This window comes from Flavobacterium solisilvae (genome assembly GCF_012911605.1).
Taxonomy (GTDB): domain Bacteria; phylum Bacteroidota; class Bacteroidia; order Flavobacteriales; family Flavobacteriaceae; genus Flavobacterium; species Flavobacterium solisilvae.
Genome location: NZ_JAAMPT010000196.1, coordinates 1 through 24451 on the forward strand (window position 1 = coordinate 1; position 24451 = coordinate 24451).

Here is a 24451-nt window from a genome sequence, read left to right on the forward strand (position 1 = left end):
TCGATACTGTTAACAAAAGCATCTATAAATCGAACAGGATTGTCCTGACTGATGGTATCTTCTAGACTGATTACTTGTAGCTGGTTGCGAGCTATTCCTTGTATATGTTGCATCACTAAAATTAATGAATTTATCTTTTTCTTACAACTATTTTACTATATTTGGTACTAGGATTGTGGAGGTTTTTTCACAGTCTGACGTTACCTACAAGCTAAAAAAACAGATGTCAATAGAAAACATACCTGAAATTTACATTAAAAACAAGTCAGAAAATCTAGATTTATTCGTTTATGATTTTAGGATGACCAATGATGTGGTTAAAAGTAAAGTTAATTTGGGAATGAATATGTTTAGTTTCTTACAAGTTGGTAAAAAACAAGTACACTTTGCAGGAACATCTGTTGCTGTAAATCAAGACCAATCTTTACTATTAAAAAAAGGAAATTGGCTTTGGACAGAATTACTAGACACAAAAGCTATTTATTATTGTAAACTTTTCTTTTTTTCTGAAAGAAAGCTAAAAGAATTTCTTGAAAAACACTCAAAGAATAAGAAAATAGCCATTGAAGATACACCATTTTTCGTGATTAGAAATGATTCATACATTACCACTTACCTAAGTTCATTGTCAACAATCAAAGAAGCACCATCTATTTTTGCCAACAGTTTACTTTCAGTGAAATTTGAAGAATTGATGCTCTATCTACTTCAAAAATATGGCGAAAAATTTGAAATATATTTACATTCTTTAATAGCTAAAGAGACCTCGCCTTTTAAAAAAATTGTAGAAAGTAAAATTCATTCTAACTTAAAGTTAGAAGAAATTGCTTTTTTATGCAATATGAGTTTATCAACTTTTAAACGTCATTTTATAAAGGAATATAATACGTCTGCTGGAAGATGGTTTAAGGATAAACGACTTCAAAAAGCAAAAGAAACTTTAGAGCTCGATAATTTAAAACCTTCCGACATCTATTTGGATTTTGGCTATAACAATCTTTCAAACTTTAGTATTGCCTTTAAAAACAAATTCGGAATTAATCCAAGTGAAATAACTTCATAAGTTTCTTATTTTCAACTTTGTTTTCAAAATTGACCTTTTTTCATAAGCTATTGAACTGTTTTAGTAATTCATAAATACAACTCTCATTGTAGATTTGTATCAGAAATAATAACAATACTAAAACATAAAATTATGAACATTACATTGGAGCAAGCAGAAAAAGTAATTTCTGTAGCAAAAGAAAAATCGAAAGCTATTGACACAAAAATGAACATTGCTGTTGTTGATGCAGGAGCAAATTTAGTAGCATTTAGTCGTATGGATGGAGCTTGGTTAGGTTCTCTAGACATCTCAATAAAGAAAGCAAAAACCGCTCGTTATTTTGATATGAATACTGGAATTATTGGAGAGTTATCTCAACCAGGACAGCCATTATTTAACATCGAGCATTCAAATAATGGATTGATTACTTTTCCAGGTGGTGTGCCAATTAAAAACGCAAATGGCGAAATTATTGGAGCAATTGGAGTAAGTGGAAGTACTGTAGAAAACGACCATACAGTTGCAGAAGCAGGTGCATCTGCTATCTAAATAATTCGGATTAACAATATAAAGAGGATAATTTGTACGATTTATCCTCTTTTTTTATCAAAAATTATGAAAAAATACCGTGCCGAATTTATTGGAACATTTGCTTTAGTTTTTTGTGGTACAGGGGCAATGGAATTCCTATAAAAAAAGTGGACAATTTTTCGATAAACTTTGAAAAAGGATTGCCAAAAAACTTTTTTCTTCCATGCTCTAAAAGTGGTGAAAATGAATATGGCTTTACCAGTGAATAAACCTGATTATAACAGCTGTAACTGTCACACAACTCTCATTTTTTTAATTTGCAAAGAACATAAAAAAACCTCCTTCAAAGCGATTTAAAGGAGGTTTATTTTTTGATTAATGTTCTAAAAAAATATCATTCTTTCTTCATAAACAAATAATACACTGGAATTCCAAGTGCTACAATTACTAATCCTAATCCTGTATTCACGGTATCGTTAACCAATAACGCAAAGCAAATTAAAGCGGTAATCACAATATACAACGCTGGTATAAACGGATAACCAAAGGCTTTATAAGGTCGTTCGGCATCGGGTTCTTTTTTTCTCAGGATAAAAATGCCGTAAATGGTTAACATATAAAACAACAACGACGCAAAGGTTGCATATGTCAATAAATCGCCATATTTACCCGAAACACAAAGCACGCAAGCCCAAATACATTGTACCCAAAGTGCTTTTTCGGGTACATCGTGTTGGTTTAGTTCGGCAGCCTTTTTGAAAAACAATCCGTCTTTTGCCATGGCATAAAAAATTCGTCCACCAGCCAAAACCAATCCAGTATTGCATCCAAAAGTAGAAACCATAATCAATCCCGCCATGACAAAAACACCAATATTTCCCATCATGACATTGGCAGCTGCAGCTCCAACTCTATCTTGTGCGGCAAACATAATTCCATTTTCGGCTACTGTTGTTCCATCTGGAGTTCCGGACATTGGTAAAAGCGCTAAATAAGCAATATTTGCCAAAATATAGATAACGGTAACAATCGTTGTTCCAAGGAAAAGGCTTCGCGGAATGTTCTTTTTGGGTTCTTTAATTTCGCCTGCAATAAACGTAACGTTATTCCACGCATCACTTGAAAATAAGGAGTTGATAATCGTTGCTCCCATTGCCCCGAGTAATGCAACCCCAGTCAATTCAGTTACGGATAATGATCCATCTGTATTGATAACCGTTTTAGAAGCATCCCACATATTAGAGAAATTATCTGCCAAAACATCGCTTTGAAACCCAACATACAATCCGAAAAAGATTAAGGCAAACAACGCAAAAAGTTTCGCAAACGTAAAAATCAGTTGCAATGTTTTTCCGCTTTTTACTCCTTTAGTATTGATATACGTGAGTAAAACAATACTTGCCATTGCTAAAACCTGTTTATTAGTAAACGAATAGCTCTCGCCTATCGTCAGAATTTTATTTTCTAATACTGGAAAGAAAACGGCAGTGTAATTAGCAAATGCCACAGCAACTGCGGCAATAACTCCGGTTTGAATTACCGTAAAAACCGTCCAACCATATAAGAATGAAGCCAGTTTTCCATAAGCTCGTTGAATGTAAACAAATTGTCCGCCAGCTGTTGGCATCATTCCGGCCAATTCGCCATAACTCAACGCTGCTGACATGGTTAACAAACCAGTGATTAGCCACAAAACGATTAACCAACCCGCCGAACCCACATCGCGCGCCATTTGGGAAGTAACAATAAAAATACCGGAACCTATCATGGAACCAGCAACAATACTTGTGGCGTCAATTAATCCTAAAGAGCGTTTTAACTCGTGTTTTACTTCAGACATATTTTGGTTTTTTGGTTGGTTGGTTTTTCAAATATAGTGAAAATAGACTATTTAGATTGTTAGACTAATAGATAATAGATTGATAGATAATAGATTGATAGATAATAGACATTCAATCAATCTAGTTTTTGTATTACTTCAACTTAAAAATAACAAATTGTTGAGATAAGAAAAATCTATAATCAAAATTCTGAATTCTGAAATCTACAATCTTTTAGCTTCTTCCCAAAAAACATCCATTTCCGCCAAAGTCATATCGGCAAGAGGTTTTCCTAGCTCAGAAGCTTTGCTTTCTAAATATTGAAATCGTTTGATGAATTTTTTATTGGTTCGTTCCAAAGCGTCTTCGGGATTGACTTTTAGAAATCGGGCATAATTTATCATGGAAAATAAAACATCGCCAAATTCGGCTTCTATTTTATCCTGATTTCCTGCTTGAACCTCAACTTGAAGTTCTTGTAATTCTTCCTGAACTTTATCCCAAACTTGATGTGGTTCTTCCCAATCAAAGCCTACGCCTTTCACTTTGTCCTGAATTCGGCTAGCTTTTACTAATGCTGGTAAACTTTTTGGAACACCTTCCAAAACTGATTTTTTGCCTTCTTTTAGTTTTAGTTTTTCCCAATTTTGTTTTACTTCTTCTTCATCGGCAACAACGACATCGCCATAAATATGCGGATGTCTGTCGATTAATTTGTCGCAAATACTATTGGCAACATCGGCTATGTCAAAATCATTGGTTTCACTTCCTATTTTGGCATAAAAAACAATATGCAACAACAAATCGCCCAATTCTTTTTTGATTTCAACCAAATCATTATCCAAAATGGCATCGCCTAACTCATAGGTTTCTTCAATGGTTAAATGTCGTAAACTTTCTAGCGTTTGTTTTTTATCCCACGGACATTTCTCTCGTAAATCGTCCATAATATCGAGCAATCGGTTGAAAGCCTCAAGTTGTTGTTGTCGTGTGTTCATTGTCGTGTTTCAGGTTTAAAGTTTCAGGTTCCAAGTTTCGGTTTCCAAGTTTTACCAAAAATAAAAAAATCCTACTGTTGATTTCAACAATAGGATTTGTATTTATAAAGAAGTAATTAACTATTCTTCTTTTTTGGTCTTTTTAGTTGCTTTTTTAGCTTTTACTTCTTCAACAACTTCTTCTTTAATTGTTTCAGCATTCTCTACTTTTGGTTCTTCTTTTGAAACTAAACCTTTAGCTTGTAAAATATTATACCAATTTAAAAGCTTTTTAATATCTGATGCATAAACTCTGTCTTCGTCATAATCAGGAAGAATTTCTTTGAAATAAGCTACCAATTTTGCGTTGTCTTCTTTATGAGAAATAGCTGGACCTTCGTTTTCTTTGATGGCAATTGCTCTCATAATTTCAACCAACGGTTTTTCTTCGCTATACGTGTACATTGAAATTTCTGTGAGTAAACTAACGTTACTTCTCATTCCAACAGTGATTTTTTTTCCGTCTAATAATGATTCTGCTAAAAACCCTGAACGAGTTTGGATTTTTAATTCAAATAAACCTGGTTTTCCAGCAATAGCTAATATTTTATCTACGTTCATCTTTTTTATTTAATTAAGGGCACAAATATATAAATCAAAAATCAATTTCAAAGTTCAATTTCAAATTGGAAGTTTAAACTTTCTATTTTCGCAAAACAGTTGATTTTTGTTATTGATTTTGTAATTGTTATTGAAAAATTATCTTCCTTTTTTATTGGCAAATTTCATTCGGTAATCAGGTCGAGCTTTTCCGTCCATGATGTTTTGAAGTTTCTTTTTAATCAATGTTTTTTTCAACATCGAAATTTTATCGGTAAAAAGAATTCCTTCAATATGGTCGTATTCGTGCTGAATAACGCGGGCAATCAATCCGTCGAAAACCTCCGTTTTTTTATTGAAATCTTCGTCATAATATTCTAAAGTGATTCTTTCGTTTCGATAAACATCTTCGCGAACATCAGGAATACTCAAACAACCTTCGTTAAAACCCCATTCTTCACCTTCTTCTTTCAACATTTTGGCATTGATGAACGTTCTTTTGAAGTTTTTTAGTTGTTCGTGTTCTTCTTTTGACAAATCATCACTATCACTAAAAGGTTCGGTATCGATAATAAATAAACGAATGGCCAAACCAACTTGTGGCGCAGCTAAACCAACACCATATGCATTGTACATAGTATCATACATATTGGCAATAATTTCTTTTAAGTTTGGATAATCTGGCGAAATTTCTGCTCCAACCTGTCTTAAAACTGGTTCGCCATATCCATAAATTGGGATAATCATTTTGATTGCTGATTTTAGATATTAGATTTTAGATATTAGATATTTTTATGTCTTTTATCTATTTGTCTATCGTCTTTATCTTAATTAATTTCTATTTTTAAAGTGGCAAAAATAATGAAATTAAATCATTTTTCGGAGTAAATAATCTTGGAGTAAAATTGTAGCGGCAATTTCGTCAACCAGAGCTTTGTTTTGGCGTTTTTTTTTCTTCAATCCGCTATCAATCATCGTTTGAAAAGCCATTTTAGAAGTAAAACGTTCGTCCACTCGTTCAACTTTCATTTCGGGAAAAGCCGTTTGAAAATCGGTTACAAATTTTTCGATAATCGGCGTACTTTCAGAAGCTAAACCATTCATTTGCTTGGGTTCGCCAATGAGAACTTTTACCACATTTTCTTTTGAAAAATACTCTTTTAAAAAAGCAATAGCCGTTTCAGACGGAACAGTTGTTAAACCTGAAGCAATGATTTGCATTTCATCAGTAACCGCAATTCCGGTTCGTTTTATTCCATAATCGATGGCTAAAATTCTTGGCATATTTATTATTTTATCGCTTTAAATCGAGCTAATGGTGCCTTTTTTCCTTTTACTAATTGAAGTTCGTCTTCAACAATAATGTAACTATCCACTTTTTCAAGCATAGCAGCAAATTTTTGTTCCAAATCCATTTCGGGACAAGCCATCATTGTAGAAGCAACTGGTGAAAACGACAACGAAAAACTTGTTTTCATCACATAATTTCCCATCATATTATTACAACCTGCAAAAGCCGAAAATCTTCCGTCTTTGGAATTCAATTTTAAGAAATACGCTTTTTTACCTTTTTGTTTGATCACTTTGCTGTTAAGCTCCACTAATTTCCATTTGGTTTCTGCCAAAGTAAATTTTCCAACCGCTGGATTTCCAGTTTTGATTACCGTTTTAGCTTCAATTCTATCGTTCAAATTAACGGTTGGTTGATTATCATTTTCAGAAGTTTCAATGGTTGAATTGGAAACAGGTTGTTTTGATAAAATGTATTCTTCTGCTAAACTTCCTGTGATTTTTTTACCTTCCATATCTAGTTGAGTTAAGGTGTTTTCGCCCACAAAATAGAACTTAGGAGCATTTTCCATATCACTCAAAATGATAGTATTTCCTGATTTATTCCACGAAAAAGTACCTTTCTTTTCAAAAACTTTATCGCCTTTTCCTAAATATTTTGTTTTAACACAATACGTATTGTTTTCGTTTACAACAACAGTAGTTTCTAATCCTTCACAATCTGCACAAGGCAAAATACCTTTGTAAGTCCCAACATAATCCAACGAATTTTTGGCATTATGACCATCAATACCATTAGATTTTATCGTATCGTTTTGAGCGTTTTTTTGTTCTGTTTCCTTTTGTTGACAAGCAAAGAAAACACTAAATACCATCGCTATTACAGCTATTTTTGATCTCATCGTAAATCAATTTTGGTTAGGATTAATTTCTTCTACAAACTTACAGTTTTTGGTTTTTCTTTAGAACAGTTTAACATTATTTTTTAACTATTTAAAAAGTAAAATTCCACGATTGTAGAATTAAAAATTGGAAGTATATTTGTCAAAATTCAAAAAATTATGGTTACATTACAAAACGTTATCGAAACGGCTTGGGACAACCGAGCTTTACTACAAGAAGAATTAACAATTAACGCTATCAAAGAAGTTATTGCTTTGCTTGACGAAGGAACTTTGCGTGTTGCTGAACCAACAGCCGATGGTTGGCAAGTAAACGAATGGGTTAAGAAAGCGGTTGTAATGTATTTTCCAATCCAAAAAATGGAAACTTGGGAAGCCGGAATTTTTGAATACCACGACAAAATGTTGTTAAAAACGGGTTACGCCGAAAAAGGAATTCGAGTTGTTCCACCAGCAACAGCAAGATATGGTGCTTATATTTCTAAAGGTGTGATTTTAATGCCAAGTTATGTAAACATTGGCGCTTATGTTGACGAAGGAACAATGGTTGATACTTGGGCAACGGTTGGAAGTTGTGCTCAAATTGGTAAAGACGTTCACCTTTCTGGTGGCGTTGGAATTGGTGGTGTTTTGGAACCATTGCAAGCTGCACCAGTAATTATTGAAGATGGCGCATTTATTGGTTCGAGATGTATTGTAGTTGAAGGTGTTCGTGTAGAGAAAGAAGCGGTTCTTGGTGCCAATGTTTGCTTAACCGCTTCAACCAAAATTATCGACGTTACTGGCGATGAACCACTTGAATACAAAGGATTTGTTCCAGCACGTTCGGTTGTAATTCCAGGAAGTTATACTAAAAAATTTGCTGCTGGAGATTATCAAGTTCCATGTGCATTAATCATTGGAACAAGAAAACCATCAACCGATTTAAAAACGTCTCTTAATAATGCATTGAGAGAATATGATGTAGCAGTTTAGTTTTCTGAAATAAAAAATATAGTAAAATCTATGAGTTTATCGCCAATTGGGTAAGCTCATAGATTTTTTTTATTTGTTTTTCTTGGAAGTGATTTTCAATGATGTGTTCTCTTCCTGCTTGTCCCATTTCTTTAGCTTTAGCTGGATTTTCTAGAAGTTGTATCATAAAATCTGCCATAGCATTTTCGTCTTTTTCTTCAACTAAAAAACCTGTTTTCCCGTGAATTACGGCTTCTTTAATTCCGCCATGAAGTGTGCTTACAACCGGTAAAGCCGAAGCACTTGCCTCTAGAATTCCGAGTGGCGTTCCTTCCATATCGCCATTAGAAGCTGTAATAGAATGTTGTACAAACGCCAATGAATTCCCCATCAAATTAGCAATTTCATCCGAATTAAGAACGCCAGTAAAATGAACCGAATTTGAAATATTTAATTCATCAACTAGTTTTTGACATTCTTCATACAAACCAGTTTTTCCACCAACCATAACTAATTTAGCTTCGGGAAATTGTTGTAATGCTTTATTGAACGCTCGAATGGTAAACAGTGGACCTTTTTTTTCTGTAAATCGTCCAACAGCTAAAAAAGTATTGGTATTGTTGTTTTCGGATATTGGTTTGAATTTTGAAACATCAACACCATAAGGAATAAGCTTCAGTTTTTCGGGAATTGCTCCAACTGCTATTAACTTATTTTTCATGACTTCTGAAACTGCAATAGTGAAAGTTGCATATTCAAACATCGCTTTGTATTTGGTTTTGTACTCTTTCAAAAGCTTTTTGTCGGTTGCATCATGTCCATGAAAAATTACAACTAACGGAATATTCAACGCTTTACAAACTGGTACCATGTGCGCGCCAGGCATTCCATAATTTGCCAAAACAACTTCGATTTTATTGTCTTTCAGGTATTTTTTTACGGCATAATTTCCGAAGAAATTGTTTCTTCCTAAAAACAATTTTACCACTTTGTGCATTGCCCATAAAAATTTAGACGTCAACAAAGTTCCGTCTTCTTTTTTTTCAGGAAGTCGTCCGCTATGAATAGTGTATACATCAGCCCAATTTTTAAAACCCGCAATTTGATCACGAATAAAAGTTTCGGAATAAGCATTTCTACTGGAACGAGTTATACAAATACGCATAGCTTTTTTTGAGTTTAATTAAAGATTAGAATCAATACCGATTGATGTTTTGACTACTTTATTTTTTCGGGTGTTTTCTCGGATAGCATGATTTTTTTTCCATGTTTCTTCGTTTACGTAACCGCGTTTATGATCAAGATGAACACAAATAGCTGAATAACGTATTTGTTTGGATTTCAATCCTTTGTTAAAAAGTCTTTCACCCAGTTCTCTATCTTGTCCGCCATATTGCATTTCTTGATTAAAACCGTTGACTTCCATCAAATCTTGTTTCCAACCCGAAGAATTATGTCCGTTCCAAGAAGCATTGGTTGGTGTTACAAAATTTAAGATTTTGGAACCTAAACCCGAGGATAAAAATTTAATATTTTTAAAACTTGACGGCAAACCATTGGCTTTTAACCAATTCAAATCAAAACATCTTTGATTGATAATATCGTCTTTGGAAATTAATTTGGAAATATCCATTGGCAATTTAAAATATCCGCCAGAAAGGAAATAGCCTTTTTCTCTGAACTTATCATGAACTTCTACAAAATCTTTCCTTGGAATACAATCACCATCAGTAAAAATTAAATAATCGGAAGTTGAAGCTAAAATGGCTTTATTCAAAATTTGCGATTTCTGAAAACCATTATCTTCTTGCCAAACGTGAATAATTGGAATATCAATTTCAGATCTTAATTTGTCTATCAAATTTTTGGTAGCTTCACGCGAACCGTCATCGGCAATTATAATTTCGAAGTTTCGAAACGTTTGCACGCTAAAACCTAGTATCACTTTTTCAAGCCATTCTTCTGAATTATAAGTACTAAATATGACCGATATTTCCATTTATTTTAATTTTCGTTGCAAAATTACACTTTTTTATTCTTTGTCAATTCCTGATGTTATCCAAGTAACTTTATTCTTTTGATTAAATTTTCGAACTTCGGAATTGAATTTCACTTTTTCGGGATTGACATAACTTCTAGTATGATCGAGATGAACGCAAATTGCAGAATAGCGTATTTGTTTAGACAACAACCCATTATTAAACAATCGTTCACCCATTTCTCGATCTTCGCCACCATATTCTAACAATTCATTAAAACCATTTATCGCTAGAATATCATTTTTAAATCCGGAAGAATTATGTCCGTTCCAAGAACGCTTTGTTGGAGTAATCCAATTCATAAAACCAGCAAAATAACGATTTCCTGTAAGCTTTGATAATTTGAAATTTGTTTTCAATCCTTGCTTTTTCAACCAAGAAATTTTGAAACAATCTTGATTGATAATGTCGTCATCTGAAATAGTTTTGGAAATCGACATTGGCAATTTAAAATAACCACCTGAAAGAAAAAATCCGTTCTCCTTGTATTGTAAATGTGTTTCCACAAAATCTTTTCTTGGAACGCAATCACCATCGGTAAAAAGCAAATAGTCAGAACTGGATTGAAGTATGGCTTGATTGAGAATTTTACATTTTCTAAAACCTAAATCTTCGTGCCAAACGTGTTGAATGGGGTGAAGAAACTTTTGCTGAAAAAAATCAATTACTGCTTTAGTTTTTGAAGTCGAACCATCATCGGCAATGATTATCTCAAAATCTTTTTCTGACTGTACAGAATATCCCAGCAACACTTTGTGCAACCATTCTTCGGAATTGTAAGTAGAGATAATTATGGACAACTTCATACTATACAAACATAAAGAATAAATTGGATTTTAAGCAAAAGTTGGACTATCGTTTTTTAGGATTGAAAAAAAAACTAATTTTACCAAAAATACTATGACCAATCTCAAAACAAATGACCAATCAACTGAAAAGCAATTTTGATATCGATGCTGTAATTTTATGGGTTGATGGAAGCGATGAAAAGCATATCCAAAAATTATCGCAATATGTTGAAAACAAATCTTTACTGGATAAAAAAGGTTTTTTAACGCGCTATTTACAAGTTGATGAGATTGAATATTGTGTAAAATCAATACAACGATTTGCGCCTTATGTTCGAAATATTTACATCATTACAGACAATCAAATTCCTTCGTTTTTAAAAAATCAATCCAATAATTCGGAATTTGAAAACGTAAAAATCATTGATCATAAAGTCATTTTTAAAGGATTTGAACAGTATTTACCAACGTTTAACTGCTATCCAATTGAAACAATGATGTCGCGAATTCCCGATTTGGCTGAACATTTCATTTATTTTAACGACGATATGTTTATTGTAAAAGAAACCAAACCAACCGATTTTTTTACAGCCAATGGTTATCCAGTTTTGAGAGGAAAATGGACCAATTTTGACACTAATAGTTTTAAAGAATTTTTGAGAAAAATTGGCATCAAAAAACGACGCATTTCAAAAGTTACTTATAAAAAATCTCAGGAAAACTCGGCTAAAATGCTTGGAATGAATCGCTATTTAAAAGTTAGTCACACGCCTTTCCCGATGCGAAAATCTACTTTTAACGATTACCTTGATAAAAATACTGACATTATGATTAACAGTATCAAACATCGTTTTAGAGATTCATCACATTTTATGATACAACTTCATGCAGCACATTTGGAAATATTGAACAATACTTATGAACTGAAAAAAAACTACAATTTAGTTCATTTTGGTTCTACTGAAAAATCGATGCTTTGGATAAAATCGAAGTTGTTTTTAACTGAAAAAGACAAAAGCAAACTATTCGTAAACATTCAAAGTCTGGACCTTTATCCAAAAGAAAAAATTGATTATGTCCTGAATTGGTTAGATAGAATTTTGAAGTGATTATTTTAACTTTCTTTTTTTGGGACTTTGCCTATTTGAGAAAAAAGATATAATTTCAACTTGATTATTTGTAACTCTATAATATAAAGTGTTATATGTCAAAACAACAGCTCTTCTAATATCTTTTTTAACATCGGACACTTGAAATAAATTCGGGTTTTGAGAAATTAGAGATACTATTTCTTCCAATTTATTGGCTAAATTTCGTAGCTCTTTTTCTGTCCAATGTTCTTCAAGATATGTAATGGTTTTTTCAAGTTCTTTTAGAGCGTTATCAGTCCAAAGAATTTTATAACCATTTTTCATATAATTTTCTTGCGTTGGAATGTGGATTTAACTTACCTGAATCGGCATCATTTATACCATTTTCAATAGATTTCTTTTCGCTTTCAGAAATTGAATCCCACCAATCTTTAGTTTCATTTTTTCTTAAATCCATTATTTTTTCAATAATAACGACATCTTCAATAGTTGAAAGCCATTGAATTAATTCTAATTTTTTGCTTTGTAAGTTCAATTCAATATTCATAACACCATATTTAGTCTTTCAAAAATACAACTATTTTCAATACTAGCTATTTAGTTTAACTACAAATATCTATTGTGGTTTCTTATTCCTATGCTTCCATCTTTTGTGCGTCCAAAGATAAAATTCTGGAGCTTCCAAGATTTGTTGTTCTACTTTTCTTAGAAAGATTTCAGTAATTTCATAATCGGGAACTGACTTGGCATCATTCGTTAAAAGTTCCAATTCGGCTTCATAAAAACCTCTTTTTACTTTTTTGATTTTCATAAACATTATGTTCATGTCAAATTTTTTAGCAAGCATTTCGGCACCAGTATAAACAGGAACTTCAATTCCCATAAAATTACTCCAATAGGTTTTTTGTTTTACTTGTGGCGATTGATCACTGGCAAAACCATACAAACCTTTCACTCCTTTTTCATTGTTTGATTCAATAGTTGGAACGGTTTCTTTGGTCGTAATCAAGTATGCCTTAAAACGTGAACGTATTTTTTTTACTAAATCGTCAAAATACTTATTATTTATTCGTTTATAAATTGCAAAACCATCAAAAGTAATTTGGCTATTAATAGAAATACTCCATTCATAACTAGCATAATGACCACACATTAAAGCGATGCTTTTTCCTTCTTTTTCTAATTCTAAATAATAGTCAATATTTTTAAATTTAAATCGTTTCTCTATTTCTTTGACAGAAATTGTCATCGTTTTTATCATTTCAAGAAACATATCACACAAATGTTTATATGATTTCTTTTCGATAAGAAGTCGTTCCTTTTCACTCAAATGAGGCAAAGCCAAAGCTAAATTCTCTCGAACTGTTTTTTTTCGGTAACCAATAATTCGGTAAACCAAAATATAAACACAGTCTGAAAAAATGTACAGCAATCTGAACGGCAGAATTGAAATTAAAAAAAGGATTGGATATAAAAGTATATAAAGTAGAAATTGCATTTTTATTTTTTTTGCAAATATAACCAAAACTAAATTCTGATTGTTTACCTTATCTTTGCTAAAATTTTGAAAAAAAATGAATATCAACGAAGAAGTTCATAACGCCTTTGAAGTAATCCAAAACGGTGGAATTATTCTTTATCCAACTGATACGGTTTGGGGAATTGGTTGTGATGCAACAAATCCTGAAGCGATTAAAAAAATCTATGCTTTAAAACAACGCGAAGAAAGCAAAAGCATGATTGTACTAATGAATGGCGAAAAAATGATGTACAATGTTTTCAAAGATATTCCAGAAGTTGCATGGCAAATACTGGATTTATCCGAAAAACCAACGACTTTAATTCTTGATAATCCAAGAAATGTTGCTCAAAACGTTATTGCAGAAGACAAAACTCTTGGCGTAAGAATTGTCAAAGAACCATTTTGCTTCAAATTGATGGAACGAATGAAAAAACCATTGGTATCGACTTCGGCAAATATTTCTGGAATGTTTACTCCAAAATCTTTCAAAGAAATTGCTCCCGAAATTATAAATGGTGTTGACTATGTTGTAAATTTGCACCGCGAAAAAATTTGTGACAAACCATCAACAATTATTAAGTTGACCAATGATAGTCAAGTAACGATTATTAGAAAATAATTTTACCGCAAATTCGCAAATTATTTTATTTTAACATGGAAGAATATTTACACAAAGAGGAAAGCTACAAAATTGTAGGTGTTCTTTATGAAGTTCATAAAAATCTTGGAAAGGGTTTTTCTGAAATTGTTTATAAAGATGCTATTGAATATGAGCTTAACCAACTTAATATTCCATTTGAAAGAGAAAAAGAATTTGTTGTAAACTATAAAAGCACAACATTAAAACACAAATTTTACGCTGATTTTGTAGTTTATGATAAAATAATTCTCGAAATAAAAACGGTGGATTGTTTCAATAATAGTCATTACAATCAATGTTTAAATTATTTGAAAATCTCTAATAATGAGTTAGCCATTTTAGCAAATTTTAATCTAATCTCATTGGAATACAAAAGAATAGTAAGTTCAAGAAAATAATTTGCGAATTTGCGGTAAAATCATGAAATATACAAAAGCTCTAAACAATCCAATATTTGAAATAATCTCCAAAGCGAGCCAAGATCTCGGTTTGGAAAGCTACGTTATTGGCGGATTTGTTCGTGATTTTTTACTACAACGCGATTTCAAAAAAGATATCGATATTGTTGCTGTTGGTTCTGGGATTGATTTAGCTTTAAAAGTTTCGGAATTATTGCCCAATAAACCCAAAGTTCAGGTTTTTAAAAACTATGGAACGGCAATGCTTCGTTACAAAGAAATTGATATTGAATTTGTTGGCGCAAGAAAAGAAAGCTACACAGAAGAAAGTCGAAATCCAACGGTTGAAAATGGAACATTAGAAGACGACCAAAACCGTCGTGATTTTACCATAAACGCATTGGCTTTTTCCTTAAATCCAAAAAATTATGGCGAACTGGTTGATCCATTCAATGGTTTGCAGGATATAGAAAATAAAATCATCAAAACGCCTTTAGAACCAAACATTACTTATTCTGATGATCCATTGCGAATGTTGCGTGGAATTCGTTTTGCTACGCAATTAAACTTTACGATTGAAGAAAAATCGCTACAGGCAATTGCTGATAACAAAGACCGAATTAAGATTATTTCGGGCGAAAGAATTGTGGATGAATTAAACAAAATTCTGGCAACCGAAAAACCGTCCATTGGATTTTTACATTTATACAAAACTGGTTTACTCGATATTATTTTACCCGAATTGACTGCGTTAAACAATGTAGAAGAAATTGAAGGTCATACACATAAAAACAATTTCTATCACACCTTAGAAGTTGTCGACAATATTTGTCCAAATACTGATGATTTGTGGCTTCGCTGGTCGGCATTGTTGCACGATATTGGAAAAGCACCAACAAAAAAATTCAATAAAAAACAAGGTTGGACATTTCACGGACACGAATTTTTGGGCGGAAAAATGGTCAAAAAAATATTTGAGCGTTTGCACATGCCGTTAAATCATAAAATGAAATTTGTTCAAAAAATGGTGATGATGAGTTCAAGACCAATTATTTTGGCAGATGATATTGTTACCGATTCGGCTGTGAGAAGATTGATTTTTGATGCTGGCGAAGATGTCGATAATTTAATGACACTTTGCGAAGCAGATATTACAACCAAAAATCCGAAGAAATTCAAAAAATATCACGACAATTTTGATATAGTTCGAAAGAAAATTATTGAAGTAGAAGAACGTGATCATGTTCGACAATTTCAACCGCCAATTTCGGGAGAAAAAATTATGGAGTTATTCAACTTAAAACCATCACGCGAAATTGGAATTTTAAAAGAAGCTGTAAAAGAAGCAATTTTGGAAGGCGAAATTCCAAACGAATATCAAGCAGCATATGATTTTGTTTTAAAAAGAGCTGAGAAATTAAATCTATTTATTAAAAAATAATGGACTATTTAGGAGTTATTTTTTTATTTATTCTTCTAGCGGTACTTTTTGTATCAAATTACTTTTTTATTAAAGAATTGAACAAAAACAAAATAGCTCATTTCAAATACAAATTACTTTATTTTATATTGAGTTTAGCTACTTTGATTTCGGTAATATGTATTTACGCCTACTTTCAAATCTATATTTTAGAAGATTTACTTCAGCTAGAAATCAATGACTCTAGTAATAGAAATAGAATTACAACACTAATTGTCGTTGTTACTCTCAGCAGCATTACAAATCTTTTGTTATCAAAATTTTATATAAAGAGGATTTCTTTAAAAGAAAGTACAAAAAAACACGAAATCGAATTAATCGGAAAAGAATGAAAAAAGATAAATCAGTCATTTATTGGCTACTTTCAGGATGCATTTTGCTTTTTATAATGGTTACCGTTGGCGGAATTACTCGTTTGACTAATTCAGGATTATCAATGACCGATTGGCATTTAGTAACCGATACTTTTCCACCATTGAGTGAAGAAAAATGGCAAGCTGCTTTTGATGAATACAAAAAGTTTCCCGAATACCAAAAAATCAATATTCACAACGATTTTCAACTATCCGATTATAAATTTATCTATTTCTGGGAATGGTTTCACCGTTTTATAGGTCGAATTATCGGTTTGGTTTTCATCGTTCCGTTTGTTTACTTTTTAATCAAAAAACGAATTGATAAAGCAACGCTAAAAAAATGTTTTGTGCTACTTTTTATGGGTGGATTTCAAGGTTTTTTAGGTTGGTTTATGGTAAAAAGCGGTTTGATTGACAATCCAGATGTCAGTCATTTTAGACTAGCTTTGCATTTAACTTTTGCGTTTATAACCTTTGCCTACACGCTTTGGGTTGCATTAGATTTGATTTACCCTGAACGAAATGAGGTTATTCTTTCACTTAAAAAATTGGCTCGAACTACTTTGGTTTTCCTTATCATCCAAATTATTTATGGCGGTTTTGTTGCTGGATTAAATGCTGGATTAATTCATAATCATTGGCCATTAATGAGCGACGGACAATTTTTTCATGAAAGTATAAAATTAGAATATGACAGTTGGTTACTTCGCTTTACTGAAGGAAAAAGTGGCGTTCAATTTGTACACAGAACAATGGCTTATGTTGTTGTTGGTTTGATTTTGTTTTTATACTTCAAAAGCAGAAAATTTTCGCTTTCTACACAACAAAAAAACGGACTGAACGCTTTGGTTGTTTTGGTTTTTGTGCAGTTTGGCTTAGGTGTTTTCACACTTCTATTTGCCGTTCCGCTTTGGTTGGGATTAACACATCAAATTGTGGCTTTCTTTTTGCTAACCGCAATGACCTATACTTTGCACCGATTGAGTAAATAGATTTTTTAAACGATTAAAGTAAATCATTTATAGCTTCATCAAAGCTTTTGAATGTAAAATCAAATCCCAAATCTTGTATTTTTTTTGAACTTAAATTTTTACTGGTAAAAAGAAGAAAAGACATTTCTCCTAATACTAATTTCATAAAAAACTGTGGTACATTAGGAAGAAATAATGGCCTGTTGAGTTTTTTTGCTACTAAATAAGTTAGATTCTTATTAGTAATAGAATTTGGTGCCACGGCATTATATATTCCTTCAAGATTATTTTCTAAAATGAAACAGTATATTCTTGTGAGATCATCGATATGTATCCATGATTGAATTTGACTTCCGTTACCCATATTTGAACCTAAACCATATTTAATAGGCTTAATCATTTCTGGAAAAGCACCACCATTTTTAGCAAATACAACTCCTGTTCTAATTTTTGAAACTTTTATTGAAATCTCTTTGAACTGATCAACACTTTGCTCCCATTGCTTAACCACAGTAGAAAGAAAATCATTGGCTTCTTCAGTGGAGTTTTCAGTGTAAATTTTATCATAACTTTCAGGATAAATAGCTGTTCCAGAAGCTGAGATAATATGTTTTATTGGAAAATTATTTTCTTTTATGGCGTTAAAAAGAAGATTAGTTGTTAAAACTCTGCTATCAATAAGCTCTTTTTTATAGGTCTTTGTCCATCTTTTTGCGATTGTTGCTCCCGACAAATGAATTATAGTTTCAACGCCTTCAAAACATTTTATGTCAATTTCATTGGTTTCAATATTCCAATAAAATCCTTTGTAATTGGGTTTATCAACTACTTTATCTTTTGAAGTAGTTAAATAATGGATTGTATCGTCTTTTTCTAAAAGTAACTTTACCAATTTTGAGCCAATAAAGCCAGTTGCACCAGTTATTAAAATTTTCATTTCTTCAATTTTAATCAAAGTTATTTACATTTATTGAATGATTTGAAAATGATATTAAAAGTTTAACGATTGTTTATTTTTTTACTTTTATTGTCCATTCAAATTCCATTTCAGAAACTTGTTCTCCATTTGTATTCACGCCAATGGATTTCATCCAAATGGTTTGACCTTCGCCAGTAGCAATTGCTTTTTGAATGGCATCGTCAATTAAATGACCATCGTTACAAGTAAAAGTAATTAATCCAGTAGCTTTTTTGGAGAAATTACTTTTGTTATTAGCAACCAACATGGAAATATTCTTTCCGCTTTGTTTAATCTTCATCATCATCAAAGCACCAGTTGTAAGTTCGGCTGCCATCGCTTGAACCGCAAAATACATTGACTTGAATGGATTTTGGTTAAACCATTTATGACGAACGGTTACTACACATTTTGCATCTGAAATTGATTTTACTCTAACACCAGACCAAAAAGCCGATGGTAATTTGAAAAACAAAAAACTATTTAATTTACTAGGTGAAAGTTCCATGAAGTATTGATTTTGTTGTAAATATAGTAAAATCATCGTATAAATTTCATTTTTATGAAATGTTAATTTTTTGTTAAATTCAAGTACTTTGTATTGCATAATACCTTTTTTTGGTTGTATCTTTGTATAAGAAATTAATAGCTATTCTATAGTATTATTAAAATCGAGTTTTAATCATCATCAAAAAAAATAAAATCATGACAACAACTGCAACCACAACAGCAAATGAAACTAACACCGCTGCGTTAATCCATTTAAGTACATTAACTCAGTATTTTATTCCGTTTGGAAATTATATTTTTCCAATACTAATTTGGAGTGCAAAAAAGAAAGAATCAGCTTTTATCGATGCTAATGGAAAAAGTGTATTAAACTTTCAGTTGAGTATGTTTTTATACACTTTAATCACATTGTTAATTTCCATTCCAATATTTATCTACTGCATTTTTAAAAATGTTACCATCAATGAATTTTCAGATGGTGGAGATTTAATTATTGAAAACTTTAATTCTGGAAACATTACAGGAATGGTAATTCTAGCCTTTGTAGCCATACTTCTATTCTGCTTTTTGAAAGTTATCGAGTTTATACTAATCATATATGCATCGGTAAAAGCATCAAATGGAGAAGTTTATAAATATCCGCTGAGTATTAGCTTTTTAAAATAATCATCAATCAAATCATCAATCATTCATCAATCAAAAATGAACAGTTTAATCAACCTGACTAATCATCAGAAAAAAAACAAAATCGTATTATGAACATTGAAAACACAAAAGCCCAGATGCGAAAAGGAGTTTTAGAGTTCTGTATCTTATCCGTATTAAAAGAAAAAGATGCTTATACTTCAGAAATTCTAGACACCTTGAAAAACGCAAAATTGCTTGTAGTAGAAGGAACGGTTTATCCGCTATTGACAAGACTAAAAAATGACGGTTTGCTCAACTATCGTTGGGAAGAATCAACTTCTGGTCCGCCAAGAAAATACTATGGTTTGACCGAATTAGGAAAAACATTTTTAAACGAATTAAATGGCACTTGGACTGAATTGTCTGATGCAGTAAATATCATCACAACCAAAAATTAACAAATCATGAACAAAACAGTAAATATTAATATAGGTGGTTTATTCTTCCATATCGATGAAGATGCATACCAAAAGTTATCAAGATATTTTGATGCAATAAAACGTTCACTTTCAAATTCATCTGGAAAAGATGAAATCATGAAAGACATTGAAATGCGTGTGGCTGAATTGTTAACCGAGCAACAAAAATCAGACAAACACGTTATCAATTTAAAAGATGTTGATCAAGTTGTTGCTGTGATGGGACAACCAGAAGATTACAGAATTGACGATGATAATCAAGAACCAAGTAGTGCTAATTTTACTTCTTCAGGTAGAAAAAAACTGTATCGCGATAAAGACAACGGTTTAATTGGTGGAGTTTGTACCGGTTTAGGACATTACTTTGGTATTGATTCAATTTGGATAAAAATTGGGTTCATTCTATTAGTTTGGGCTGGTGGTTCTGGAATATTGGCTTACCTTATTTTATGGGCAATTACACCAAAAGCTGTAACAACTTCTGAAAAATTAGAAATGACTGGCGAACCGGTAACTATTTCTAATATTGAGAAAAAAGTTAGAGAAGAATATGAAAGCGTTTCTAGCAAATTCAAAAATGCTAACTATGACGAAATGGGAAACCAAGTAAAAAATGGTGCTGAAAAAGTTGCCAACGGATTTGGTAATGTTATCATGAAAATATTTGGTGCTTTTGCTAAAGTTTTAGGTGCATTTATTCTAATTTTCTCAGCTTTGGCTTTGGTTGCCGTGGTAATCACTTCAATTGTAATGGTGTTTTCATCATCAATGCCAGATAATAAAATCGTAGAGTTTTTCGAAACACCACTTGGTTTAGAAACACCACTTTGGATACAAGGAATCCTTTTTCTTTTTGCCGCAGGAATTCCGTTATTCTTCATTCTAATTTTAGGATTAAAATTATTAGTAACCAATTTAAAATCAATAGGAAATGTTGCCAAATATAGTTTACTAGGAATTTGGATTATATCAGTAGGAATATTAATTTCGTTAGGAATAAATGAGTTTAACCAATTAGCTTATGCTGGAAAAACAGTTCAAAAAGAAACAATCAACATTTCGGCAAACGATACGATCAAAGTAAAATTTAGATACAACGATTTTTTCTCAAAAAGTATTTATGATCGCGATGACATTAGAATAGCGCAGGATTCAATGGGTAATCCTGTAATTTATTCTACTAATGTTGGAATTCATTTAAAAAGAACTGACAATCCATCGCCTTACATTCAAATTGAAACAAGAGCGCACGGAAAATCATTTGCCGAAGCTAATGAAAGAGCAAAAAAAATAAAATATGGTTTCAAAATTGTTGGAAACGAATTGATATTAGATAATTACTTTTTGACAGATACCAAAAATAAATTACGCAATCAACGTGTTGACATCTATTTGTATTTACCAAACGGTATTGTGTATTATCCTGATGCAAATGTAGAACATTATTTAGACGGTTCCAATGCTGATTTCGATTACTATTATGGACCAGAAGGTTATAAATACAAAGTGGAAAGCGACAAACTAAGATGTTTAGATTGCCCTGAAAGTGAAAACACAAACGATGTTCAAACGGAAGAAATCAACATAACAGAAACTAACGACACGGTAAAATCAGTTTCGGTAAAAGTGAATGGCAAAGAAATTCTTAACGATACCAAAGGAAAAAAATCAAAGCTTATAATTGACAAAAACGGAATAATCATTAAAACCGAATAATCATGGTAAAATTTATAATCTTTTGCTCAAAAGCAATAATTGTAACCGCAGCAAGTTTGTTACTAACTTCTTGTAATTGGACGGTAGATTTAGGCGACGGTATTACCGGAAGCGGAAATATTGTTAAAGAAACTAGAAAACTAGATACTTTTACAAAAGTTGATGTTAAAACAGGAATTGACTGCGAAATAAAACAAGCAGACAACTTTGAAGTACTTGTAGAAGCTGACGACAATGTAATTAAAGAAATCAAAACCCGAGTAGAAAACGGAACGCTAATTATAGAATCGGATTTTGGAAATTATCACAATGCTACGAGAAAAGTAACAGTAACGATGCCAAAAATTGATAATCTAGAAACTTCAAGTGGCGCAACATTAAAGTCATTGAATGTACTAACTGGAACTAATATATCGCTAAAATCAAGCAGCGGAAGCGAAATGGATGTAAACGTAGAATCGGATACTGTTTCACTCGAAACTTCTAGCGGAAGCGAACAAAACGTAAAAGGAAAAGCATTAACTGTATTTGCTTCTTCTTCTAGCGGAAGTTCAATTGATGCCGACGAATTGTTAGCCAATGATGTTTCGGCACAATCATCCAGCGGAAGTTCAATAGACGTTCATTCAATTGTAAATCTAAACGGAAAAGCATCCAGCGGAAGTTCTATAAACTACAAAGGAAATCCAAAACAAGTTACTAAAGAAGAAACTTCTGGCGGAAGCGTTTCACGATAATAAAAGTTAATAAAGCATCTCAATGAAAATTGGGATGTTTTTTTTTCTATTTTTGACAAAATAATCATTTAAAAAGATGAAAAAATTTTTAGTACTCATTTTACTTTTATCAACTGCAACTCATTTTGCCCAAAAGAAAGAAAAGGTAAAAGGTTCAAAAATTGTAACTATCGAACAAAAAACAGTAGAAAATTTTAAATCTATTGAAGTAGAAGACAATCTAGAAGTATTTTTAGTCAAAGGAAACGAATGCGGTTTAGAAATTGAAGCCGATGACAATCTTCACGAATTTATTGAATACAAATTATCCGGAAGCAATCTAAGAGTTACCACTTCAAAAGACATTTCGAGCTATAAAAAACTAAGCATCAGAATTACCTATACCAGCGATTTAGATATGATTATCGCTAAAAATGAAACCAATGTAACAGCGCTTTCTGATGTTGATTTAACTACTGTAACCTTCAAAAGTTATGATTTTGCCAAATTATATTTGAATGCCAAATGCAAGAATTTCACATTAATGGCAAATGATAAATCTAAAATTGAATTGAATTTAAAATCAGAAAAAGCAGCAATTGATGTAAGCAAAAATGCCCAAGTAAAAGCACTAATTGTAAGCACCGATTTACTGTTTGACATGTATCAAAAATCAACCGCAATTATCGAAGGCGATGTCAACACATTGAAACTTCGATTAGACAACAATTCCGATTTTAATGGAAGCAAATTAACCGCTGTAAATACACAACTTTTTGCCGAAGCTTATGCCAATGGAAAAATTAATGCAAAGACTAATATTGTGATAGACATTGCTGGAAAATCAGAAATAGAGGTTTTTGGCGAACCAAAATTCGAAATAAAACGTTTCACCGACAGCGCAGCTTTGAGAAAAAAACCAATCAAATAAAAAACAAAATGCCATCAAATTGATGGCATTTTTTTATAGTGAAAATCTAAAATTTAGTCTAACGAAGCTAAATAACGTTCCGCATCCAAAGCTGCCATACAACCTGTTCCAGCAGCAGTAATCGCTTGACGATAAACATGATCTGCAGCATCACCAGCAACAAAAACTCCAGCAACATTTGTTTTTGAACTTCCAGGAACATTCACAATGTAACCTGTTTCGTCTAAAGTGATATAATCTTTAAAAATATCAGTATTTGGTTTGTGACCAATAGCTACAAAGAAACCAGTTGCAGGAATATCTACAATTTCGCCAGTCGTTTTGTTTTTTGCTTTAACCAAATTTACCACTTGACCATCACCAACAACTTCCACCGTATCGTGATTCATCAAAATTTCAATATTCTCCGTTTTTCTCACACGTTCTTCCATAATTCTAGAAGCTCTAAACTTTTCACTTCTAACAAGCATGGTAACTTTTTTACAAAGTTTAGATAAATAATGAGCTTCTTCACATGCCGAATCTCCAGCACCAACAATTACAACTTCTTGATTTCTATAGAAAAATCCATCACAAACTGCACAAGCAGAAACTCCACCACCAGTTTGTAAATAATGTTGCTCAGAATCTAATCCTAAATATTTAGCCGAAGCACCAGTTGAGATAATCACTGTTTGAGCGTGAATTTCTTTCGTATCATTAATCCAAACTTTATGAACATCGCCCGAAAAATCAACTTTTGTTGCCCAACCATCGCGAACATCAGTTCCAAAACGTTGCGCTTGTGCTTGTAGCTGAACCATCATTTCTGGACCAGTTACACCATCAGGATAACCCGGAAAATTTTCAACTTCGTTAGTTGTTGTTAATTGTCCACCAGGTTGCGTTCCTTGGTATAAAACCGGATTCATATTAGCTCTAGCAGCATAAATTGCGGCAGTATAACCTGCAGGACCAGAACCTATAATTAAACATTTTACTTTTTCTATTGTATCTGACATGATTGTAAATTATTAGGTTGCAAATGTAATGTTTTATGCCAAATGGAAAAAGTAAAACAGATTGCTAAAAGCTATATTTTGATAAAAAATAACAATGAAATAAAACAAA

The 24451-nt window shown here is 32.1% G+C and carries 28 protein-coding genes; 13 read left to right on the forward strand and 15 right to left on the reverse strand.

All coding sequences use genetic code 11. From position 1 onward, the window contains the following. Window positions 1–223 precede the first annotated feature (223 nt). On the forward strand, window positions 224–1063 hold the full coding sequence (locus G6042_RS02730) for a helix-turn-helix domain-containing protein (RefSeq protein WP_169522738.1): 840 nt from the start codon (window positions 224–226) through the stop codon (window positions 1061–1063). A gap of 132 nt (window positions 1064–1195) precedes the next feature. Beyond that, complete coding sequence (locus tag G6042_RS02735; RefSeq protein ID WP_169522739.1) at window positions 1196–1594, forward strand: GlcG/HbpS family heme-binding protein; 399 nt, start codon at window positions 1196–1198, stop codon at window positions 1592–1594. A 376-nt stretch (window positions 1595–1970) separates the two neighbouring features. On the opposite strand, the gene G6042_RS02740 is transcribed toward G6042_RS02735, so the two are convergent. The 6 genes from G6042_RS02740 to G6042_RS02765 all read right to left on the reverse strand — a co-directional run bounded on the left by G6042_RS02740 (window position 1971) and on the right by G6042_RS02765 (window position 7165). Further along, window positions 1971–3416: an APC family permease gene (locus G6042_RS02740; RefSeq protein WP_169522741.1), complete on the reverse strand. Its 1446-nt coding sequence runs from the start codon at window positions 3414–3416 to the stop codon at window positions 1971–1973. A gap of 204 nt (window positions 3417–3620) precedes the next feature. Further along, window positions 3621–4394: a nucleoside triphosphate pyrophosphohydrolase gene (gene mazG, locus G6042_RS02745; protein ID WP_169522742.1), complete on the reverse strand. Its 774-nt coding sequence runs from the start codon at window positions 4392–4394 to the stop codon at window positions 3621–3623. A 120-nt stretch (window positions 4395–4514) separates the two neighbouring features. Beyond that, window positions 4515–4994 (reverse strand): DUF5606 family protein, encoded by a 480-nt coding sequence (locus G6042_RS02750; RefSeq protein ID WP_169522744.1) that lies wholly within the window; start codon window positions 4992–4994, stop codon window positions 4515–4517. A 138-nt stretch (window positions 4995–5132) separates the two neighbouring features. Then, a complete protein-coding gene (def, locus tag G6042_RS02755) occupies window positions 5133–5720 on the reverse strand; it encodes a peptide deformylase (protein WP_169522745.1) in 588 nt (195 codons plus the stop codon). Window positions 5721–5840: 120 nt separating this feature from the next. Further along, a complete protein-coding gene (gene ruvX / locus G6042_RS02760; RefSeq protein ID WP_169522748.1) occupies window positions 5841–6257 on the reverse strand; it encodes a Holliday junction resolvase RuvX in 417 nt (138 codons plus the stop codon). Between the two features lie 5 nt (window positions 6258–6262). Further along, window positions 6263–7165, reverse strand: a complete 903-nt coding sequence (locus tag G6042_RS02765; protein ID WP_169522750.1) for a copper resistance protein NlpE N-terminal domain-containing protein — start codon at window positions 7163–7165, stop codon at window positions 6263–6265. Between the two features lie 159 nt (window positions 7166–7324). Here G6042_RS02765 and G6042_RS02770 point away from each other — a divergent pair, with 159 nt between their 5' ends. Continuing rightward, a complete protein-coding gene (locus G6042_RS02770) occupies window positions 7325–8140 on the forward strand; it encodes a 2,3,4,5-tetrahydropyridine-2,6-dicarboxylate N-succinyltransferase (protein WP_169522751.1) in 816 nt (271 codons plus the stop codon). A 28-nt stretch (window positions 8141–8168) separates the two neighbouring features. Here the strand turns inward: G6042_RS02770 and G6042_RS02775 are convergent, their stop codons facing one another. The 3 genes from G6042_RS02775 to G6042_RS02785 are packed head-to-tail and all read right to left on the reverse strand — an operon-like array spanning window position 8169 to window position 10964. After that, window positions 8169–9284 carry a glycosyltransferase gene (locus G6042_RS02775; protein ID WP_169522753.1) on the reverse strand — a complete coding sequence of 372 codons (1116 nt, stop codon included), beginning with the start codon at window positions 9282–9284 and terminating at the stop codon, window positions 8169–8171. Between the two features lie 18 nt (window positions 9285–9302). After that, window positions 9303–10118, reverse strand: a complete 816-nt coding sequence (locus G6042_RS02780) for a glycosyltransferase family 2 protein (protein ID WP_169522754.1) — start codon at window positions 10116–10118, stop codon at window positions 9303–9305. Window positions 10119–10151: 33 nt separating this feature from the next. After that, complete coding sequence (locus tag G6042_RS02785; RefSeq protein WP_187656643.1) at window positions 10152–10964, reverse strand: glycosyltransferase family 2 protein; 813 nt, start codon at window positions 10962–10964, stop codon at window positions 10152–10154. 113 nt (window positions 10965–11077) lie between these two features. Between G6042_RS02785 and G6042_RS02790 the strand changes: the two genes are divergently transcribed. Continuing rightward, entirely contained in the window at window positions 11078–12055 is a 978-nt protein-coding gene (locus G6042_RS02790) for a stealth family protein (RefSeq protein WP_169522757.1), read from the forward strand. Here G6042_RS02790 and G6042_RS02795 read toward each other — a convergent pair whose 3' ends face one another. From G6042_RS02795 to G6042_RS02805, 3 genes are all read right to left on the reverse strand, one after another. After that, a complete protein-coding gene (locus G6042_RS02795; protein WP_169522758.1) occupies window positions 12056–12361 on the reverse strand; it encodes a type II toxin-antitoxin system RelE/ParE family toxin in 306 nt (101 codons plus the stop codon). Beyond that, window positions 12345–12584 (reverse strand): hypothetical protein, encoded by a 240-nt coding sequence (locus tag G6042_RS02800; RefSeq protein WP_211161621.1) that lies wholly within the window; start codon window positions 12582–12584, stop codon window positions 12345–12347. The genes G6042_RS02795 and G6042_RS02800 overlap by 17 nt, the downstream gene beginning before the upstream one ends. 69 nt (window positions 12585–12653) lie before the next feature. Next, the gene (locus G6042_RS02805; protein ID WP_169522759.1) at window positions 12654–13535 is read right to left on the reverse strand and encodes a lysophospholipid acyltransferase family protein; all 882 of its coding nucleotides are present in this window, start codon (window positions 13533–13535) and stop codon (window positions 12654–12656) included. Between the two features lie 76 nt (window positions 13536–13611). Between G6042_RS02805 and G6042_RS02810 the strand changes: the two genes are divergently transcribed. The 4 genes from G6042_RS02810 to G6042_RS02825 all read left to right on the forward strand — a co-directional run bounded on the left by G6042_RS02810 (window position 13612) and on the right by G6042_RS02825 (window position 17425). Then, window positions 13612–14178 (forward strand): L-threonylcarbamoyladenylate synthase, encoded by a 567-nt coding sequence (locus G6042_RS02810; RefSeq protein WP_169522760.1) that lies wholly within the window; start codon window positions 13612–13614, stop codon window positions 14176–14178. Between the two features lie 35 nt (window positions 14179–14213). After that, on the forward strand, window positions 14214–14597 hold the full coding sequence (locus G6042_RS02815) for a GxxExxY protein (RefSeq protein WP_169522761.1): 384 nt from the start codon (window positions 14214–14216) through the stop codon (window positions 14595–14597). A 22-nt stretch (window positions 14598–14619) separates the two neighbouring features. Next, window positions 14620–16038 carry a CCA tRNA nucleotidyltransferase gene (locus G6042_RS02820; RefSeq protein ID WP_169522762.1) on the forward strand — a complete coding sequence of 473 codons (1419 nt, stop codon included), beginning with the start codon at window positions 14620–14622 and terminating at the stop codon, window positions 16036–16038. 367 nt (window positions 16039–16405) lie between these two features. After that, window positions 16406–17425 carry a COX15/CtaA family protein gene (locus G6042_RS02825; RefSeq protein WP_169522764.1) on the forward strand — a complete coding sequence of 340 codons (1020 nt, stop codon included), beginning with the start codon at window positions 16406–16408 and terminating at the stop codon, window positions 17423–17425. A gap of 13 nt (window positions 17426–17438) precedes the next feature. Here the strand turns inward: G6042_RS02825 and G6042_RS02830 are convergent, their stop codons facing one another. Next, window positions 17439–18341, reverse strand: coding sequence for a TIGR01777 family oxidoreductase (locus G6042_RS02830; protein ID WP_169522765.1), 903 nt, complete (start codon window positions 18339–18341; stop codon window positions 17439–17441). A 73-nt stretch (window positions 18342–18414) separates the two neighbouring features. Continuing rightward, window positions 18415–18870: a DUF4442 domain-containing protein gene (locus G6042_RS02835; RefSeq protein ID WP_169522810.1), complete on the reverse strand. Its 456-nt coding sequence runs from the start codon at window positions 18868–18870 to the stop codon at window positions 18415–18417. Between the two features lie 197 nt (window positions 18871–19067). Here G6042_RS02835 and G6042_RS02840 point away from each other — a divergent pair, with 197 nt between their 5' ends. The 5 genes from G6042_RS02840 to G6042_RS02860 all read left to right on the forward strand — a co-directional run bounded on the left by G6042_RS02840 (window position 19068) and on the right by G6042_RS02860 (window position 23341). Further along, a complete protein-coding gene (locus G6042_RS02840; RefSeq protein ID WP_169522767.1) occupies window positions 19068–19538 on the forward strand; it encodes a DUF4870 domain-containing protein in 471 nt (156 codons plus the stop codon). Window positions 19539–19627: 89 nt separating this feature from the next. Next, window positions 19628–19957 (forward strand): PadR family transcriptional regulator, encoded by a 330-nt coding sequence (locus G6042_RS02845; protein WP_169522769.1) that lies wholly within the window; start codon window positions 19628–19630, stop codon window positions 19955–19957. A 6-nt stretch (window positions 19958–19963) separates the two neighbouring features. Further along, entirely contained in the window at window positions 19964–21694 is a 1731-nt protein-coding gene (locus G6042_RS02850) for a PspC domain-containing protein (protein WP_169522770.1), read from the forward strand. A 2-nt stretch (window positions 21695–21696) separates the two neighbouring features. After that, window positions 21697–22431, forward strand: a complete 735-nt coding sequence (locus tag G6042_RS02855; protein ID WP_169522772.1) for a head GIN domain-containing protein — start codon at window positions 21697–21699, stop codon at window positions 22429–22431. Between the two features lie 76 nt (window positions 22432–22507). Further along, a complete protein-coding gene (locus tag G6042_RS02860) occupies window positions 22508–23341 on the forward strand; it encodes a GIN domain-containing protein (protein ID WP_169522774.1) in 834 nt (277 codons plus the stop codon). A gap of 53 nt (window positions 23342–23394) precedes the next feature. On the opposite strand, the gene trxB is transcribed toward G6042_RS02860, so the two are convergent. Next, a complete protein-coding gene (gene trxB / locus G6042_RS02865; protein ID WP_169522775.1) occupies window positions 23395–24342 on the reverse strand; it encodes a thioredoxin-disulfide reductase in 948 nt (315 codons plus the stop codon). Window positions 24343–24451: the final 109 nt, after the last annotated feature.

Coding starts and splice junctions, on each gene's coding strand:
- def (WP_169522745.1), bottom strand. CDS start 5,720: ATGATTATCCCAATTTATGGATATGGCGAACCAGTTTTAAGACAGGTT.
- G6042_RS02830 (WP_169522765.1), bottom strand. CDS start 18,341: ATGAAAATTTTAATAACTGGTGCAACTGGCTTTATTGGCTCAAAATTG.
- G6042_RS02780 (WP_169522754.1), bottom strand. CDS start 10,118: ATGGAAATATCGGTCATATTTAGTACTTATAATTCAGAAGAATGGCTT.
- G6042_RS02770 (WP_169522751.1), top strand. CDS start 7,325: ATGGTTACATTACAAAACGTTATCGAAACGGCTTGGGACAACCGAGCT.
- G6042_RS02735 (WP_169522739.1), top strand. CDS start 1,196: ATGAACATTACATTGGAGCAAGCAGAAAAAGTAATTTCTGTAGCAAAA.
- mazG (WP_169522742.1), bottom strand. CDS start 4,394: ATGAACACACGACAACAACAACTTGAGGCTTTCAACCGATTGCTCGAT.
- G6042_RS02860 (WP_169522774.1), top strand. CDS start 22,508: ATGAAAAAATTTTTAGTACTCATTTTACTTTTATCAACTGCAACTCAT.
- G6042_RS02835 (WP_169522810.1), bottom strand. CDS start 18,870: ATGGAACTTTCACCTAGTAAATTAAATAGTTTTTTGTTTTTCAAATTA.
- G6042_RS02775 (WP_169522753.1), bottom strand. CDS start 9,284: ATGCGTATTTGTATAACTCGTTCCAGTAGAAATGCTTATTCCGAAACT.
- G6042_RS02825 (WP_169522764.1), top strand. CDS start 16,406: ATGAAAAAAGATAAATCAGTCATTTATTGGCTACTTTCAGGATGCATT.
- G6042_RS02765 (WP_169522750.1), bottom strand. CDS start 7,165: ATGAGATCAAAAATAGCTGTAATAGCGATGGTATTTAGTGTTTTCTTT.
- G6042_RS02805 (WP_169522759.1), bottom strand. CDS start 13,535: ATGCAATTTCTACTTTATATACTTTTATATCCAATCCTTTTTTTAATT.
- G6042_RS02810 (WP_169522760.1), top strand. CDS start 13,612: ATGAATATCAACGAAGAAGTTCATAACGCCTTTGAAGTAATCCAAAAC.
- G6042_RS02795 (WP_169522758.1), bottom strand. CDS start 12,361: ATGAAAAATGGTTATAAAATTCTTTGGACTGATAACGCTCTAAAAGAA.
- G6042_RS02750 (WP_169522744.1), bottom strand. CDS start 4,994: ATGAACGTAGATAAAATATTAGCTATTGCTGGAAAACCAGGTTTATTT.
- G6042_RS02800 (WP_211161621.1), bottom strand. CDS start 12,584: ATGAATATTGAATTGAACTTACAAAGCAAAAAATTAGAATTAATTCAA.
- trxB (WP_169522775.1), bottom strand. CDS start 24,342: ATGTCAGATACAATAGAAAAAGTAAAATGTTTAATTATAGGTTCTGGT.
- G6042_RS02785 (WP_187656643.1), bottom strand. CDS start 10,964: ATGAAGTTGTCCATAATTATCTCTACTTACAATTCCGAAGAATGGTTG.
- G6042_RS02845 (WP_169522769.1), top strand. CDS start 19,628: ATGAACATTGAAAACACAAAAGCCCAGATGCGAAAAGGAGTTTTAGAG.
- ruvX (WP_169522748.1), bottom strand. CDS start 6,257: ATGCCAAGAATTTTAGCCATCGATTATGGAATAAAACGAACCGGAATT.
- G6042_RS02815 (WP_169522761.1), top strand. CDS start 14,214: ATGGAAGAATATTTACACAAAGAGGAAAGCTACAAAATTGTAGGTGTT.
- G6042_RS02730 (WP_169522738.1), top strand. CDS start 224: ATGTCAATAGAAAACATACCTGAAATTTACATTAAAAACAAGTCAGAA.
- G6042_RS02850 (WP_169522770.1), top strand. CDS start 19,964: ATGAACAAAACAGTAAATATTAATATAGGTGGTTTATTCTTCCATATC.
- G6042_RS02820 (WP_169522762.1), top strand. CDS start 14,620: ATGAAATATACAAAAGCTCTAAACAATCCAATATTTGAAATAATCTCC.
- G6042_RS02840 (WP_169522767.1), top strand. CDS start 19,068: ATGACAACAACTGCAACCACAACAGCAAATGAAACTAACACCGCTGCG.
- G6042_RS02740 (WP_169522741.1), bottom strand. CDS start 3,416: ATGTCTGAAGTAAAACACGAGTTAAAACGCTCTTTAGGATTAATTGAC.
- G6042_RS02790 (WP_169522757.1), top strand. CDS start 11,078: ATGACCAATCAACTGAAAAGCAATTTTGATATCGATGCTGTAATTTTA.
- G6042_RS02855 (WP_169522772.1), top strand. CDS start 21,697: ATGGTAAAATTTATAATCTTTTGCTCAAAAGCAATAATTGTAACCGCA.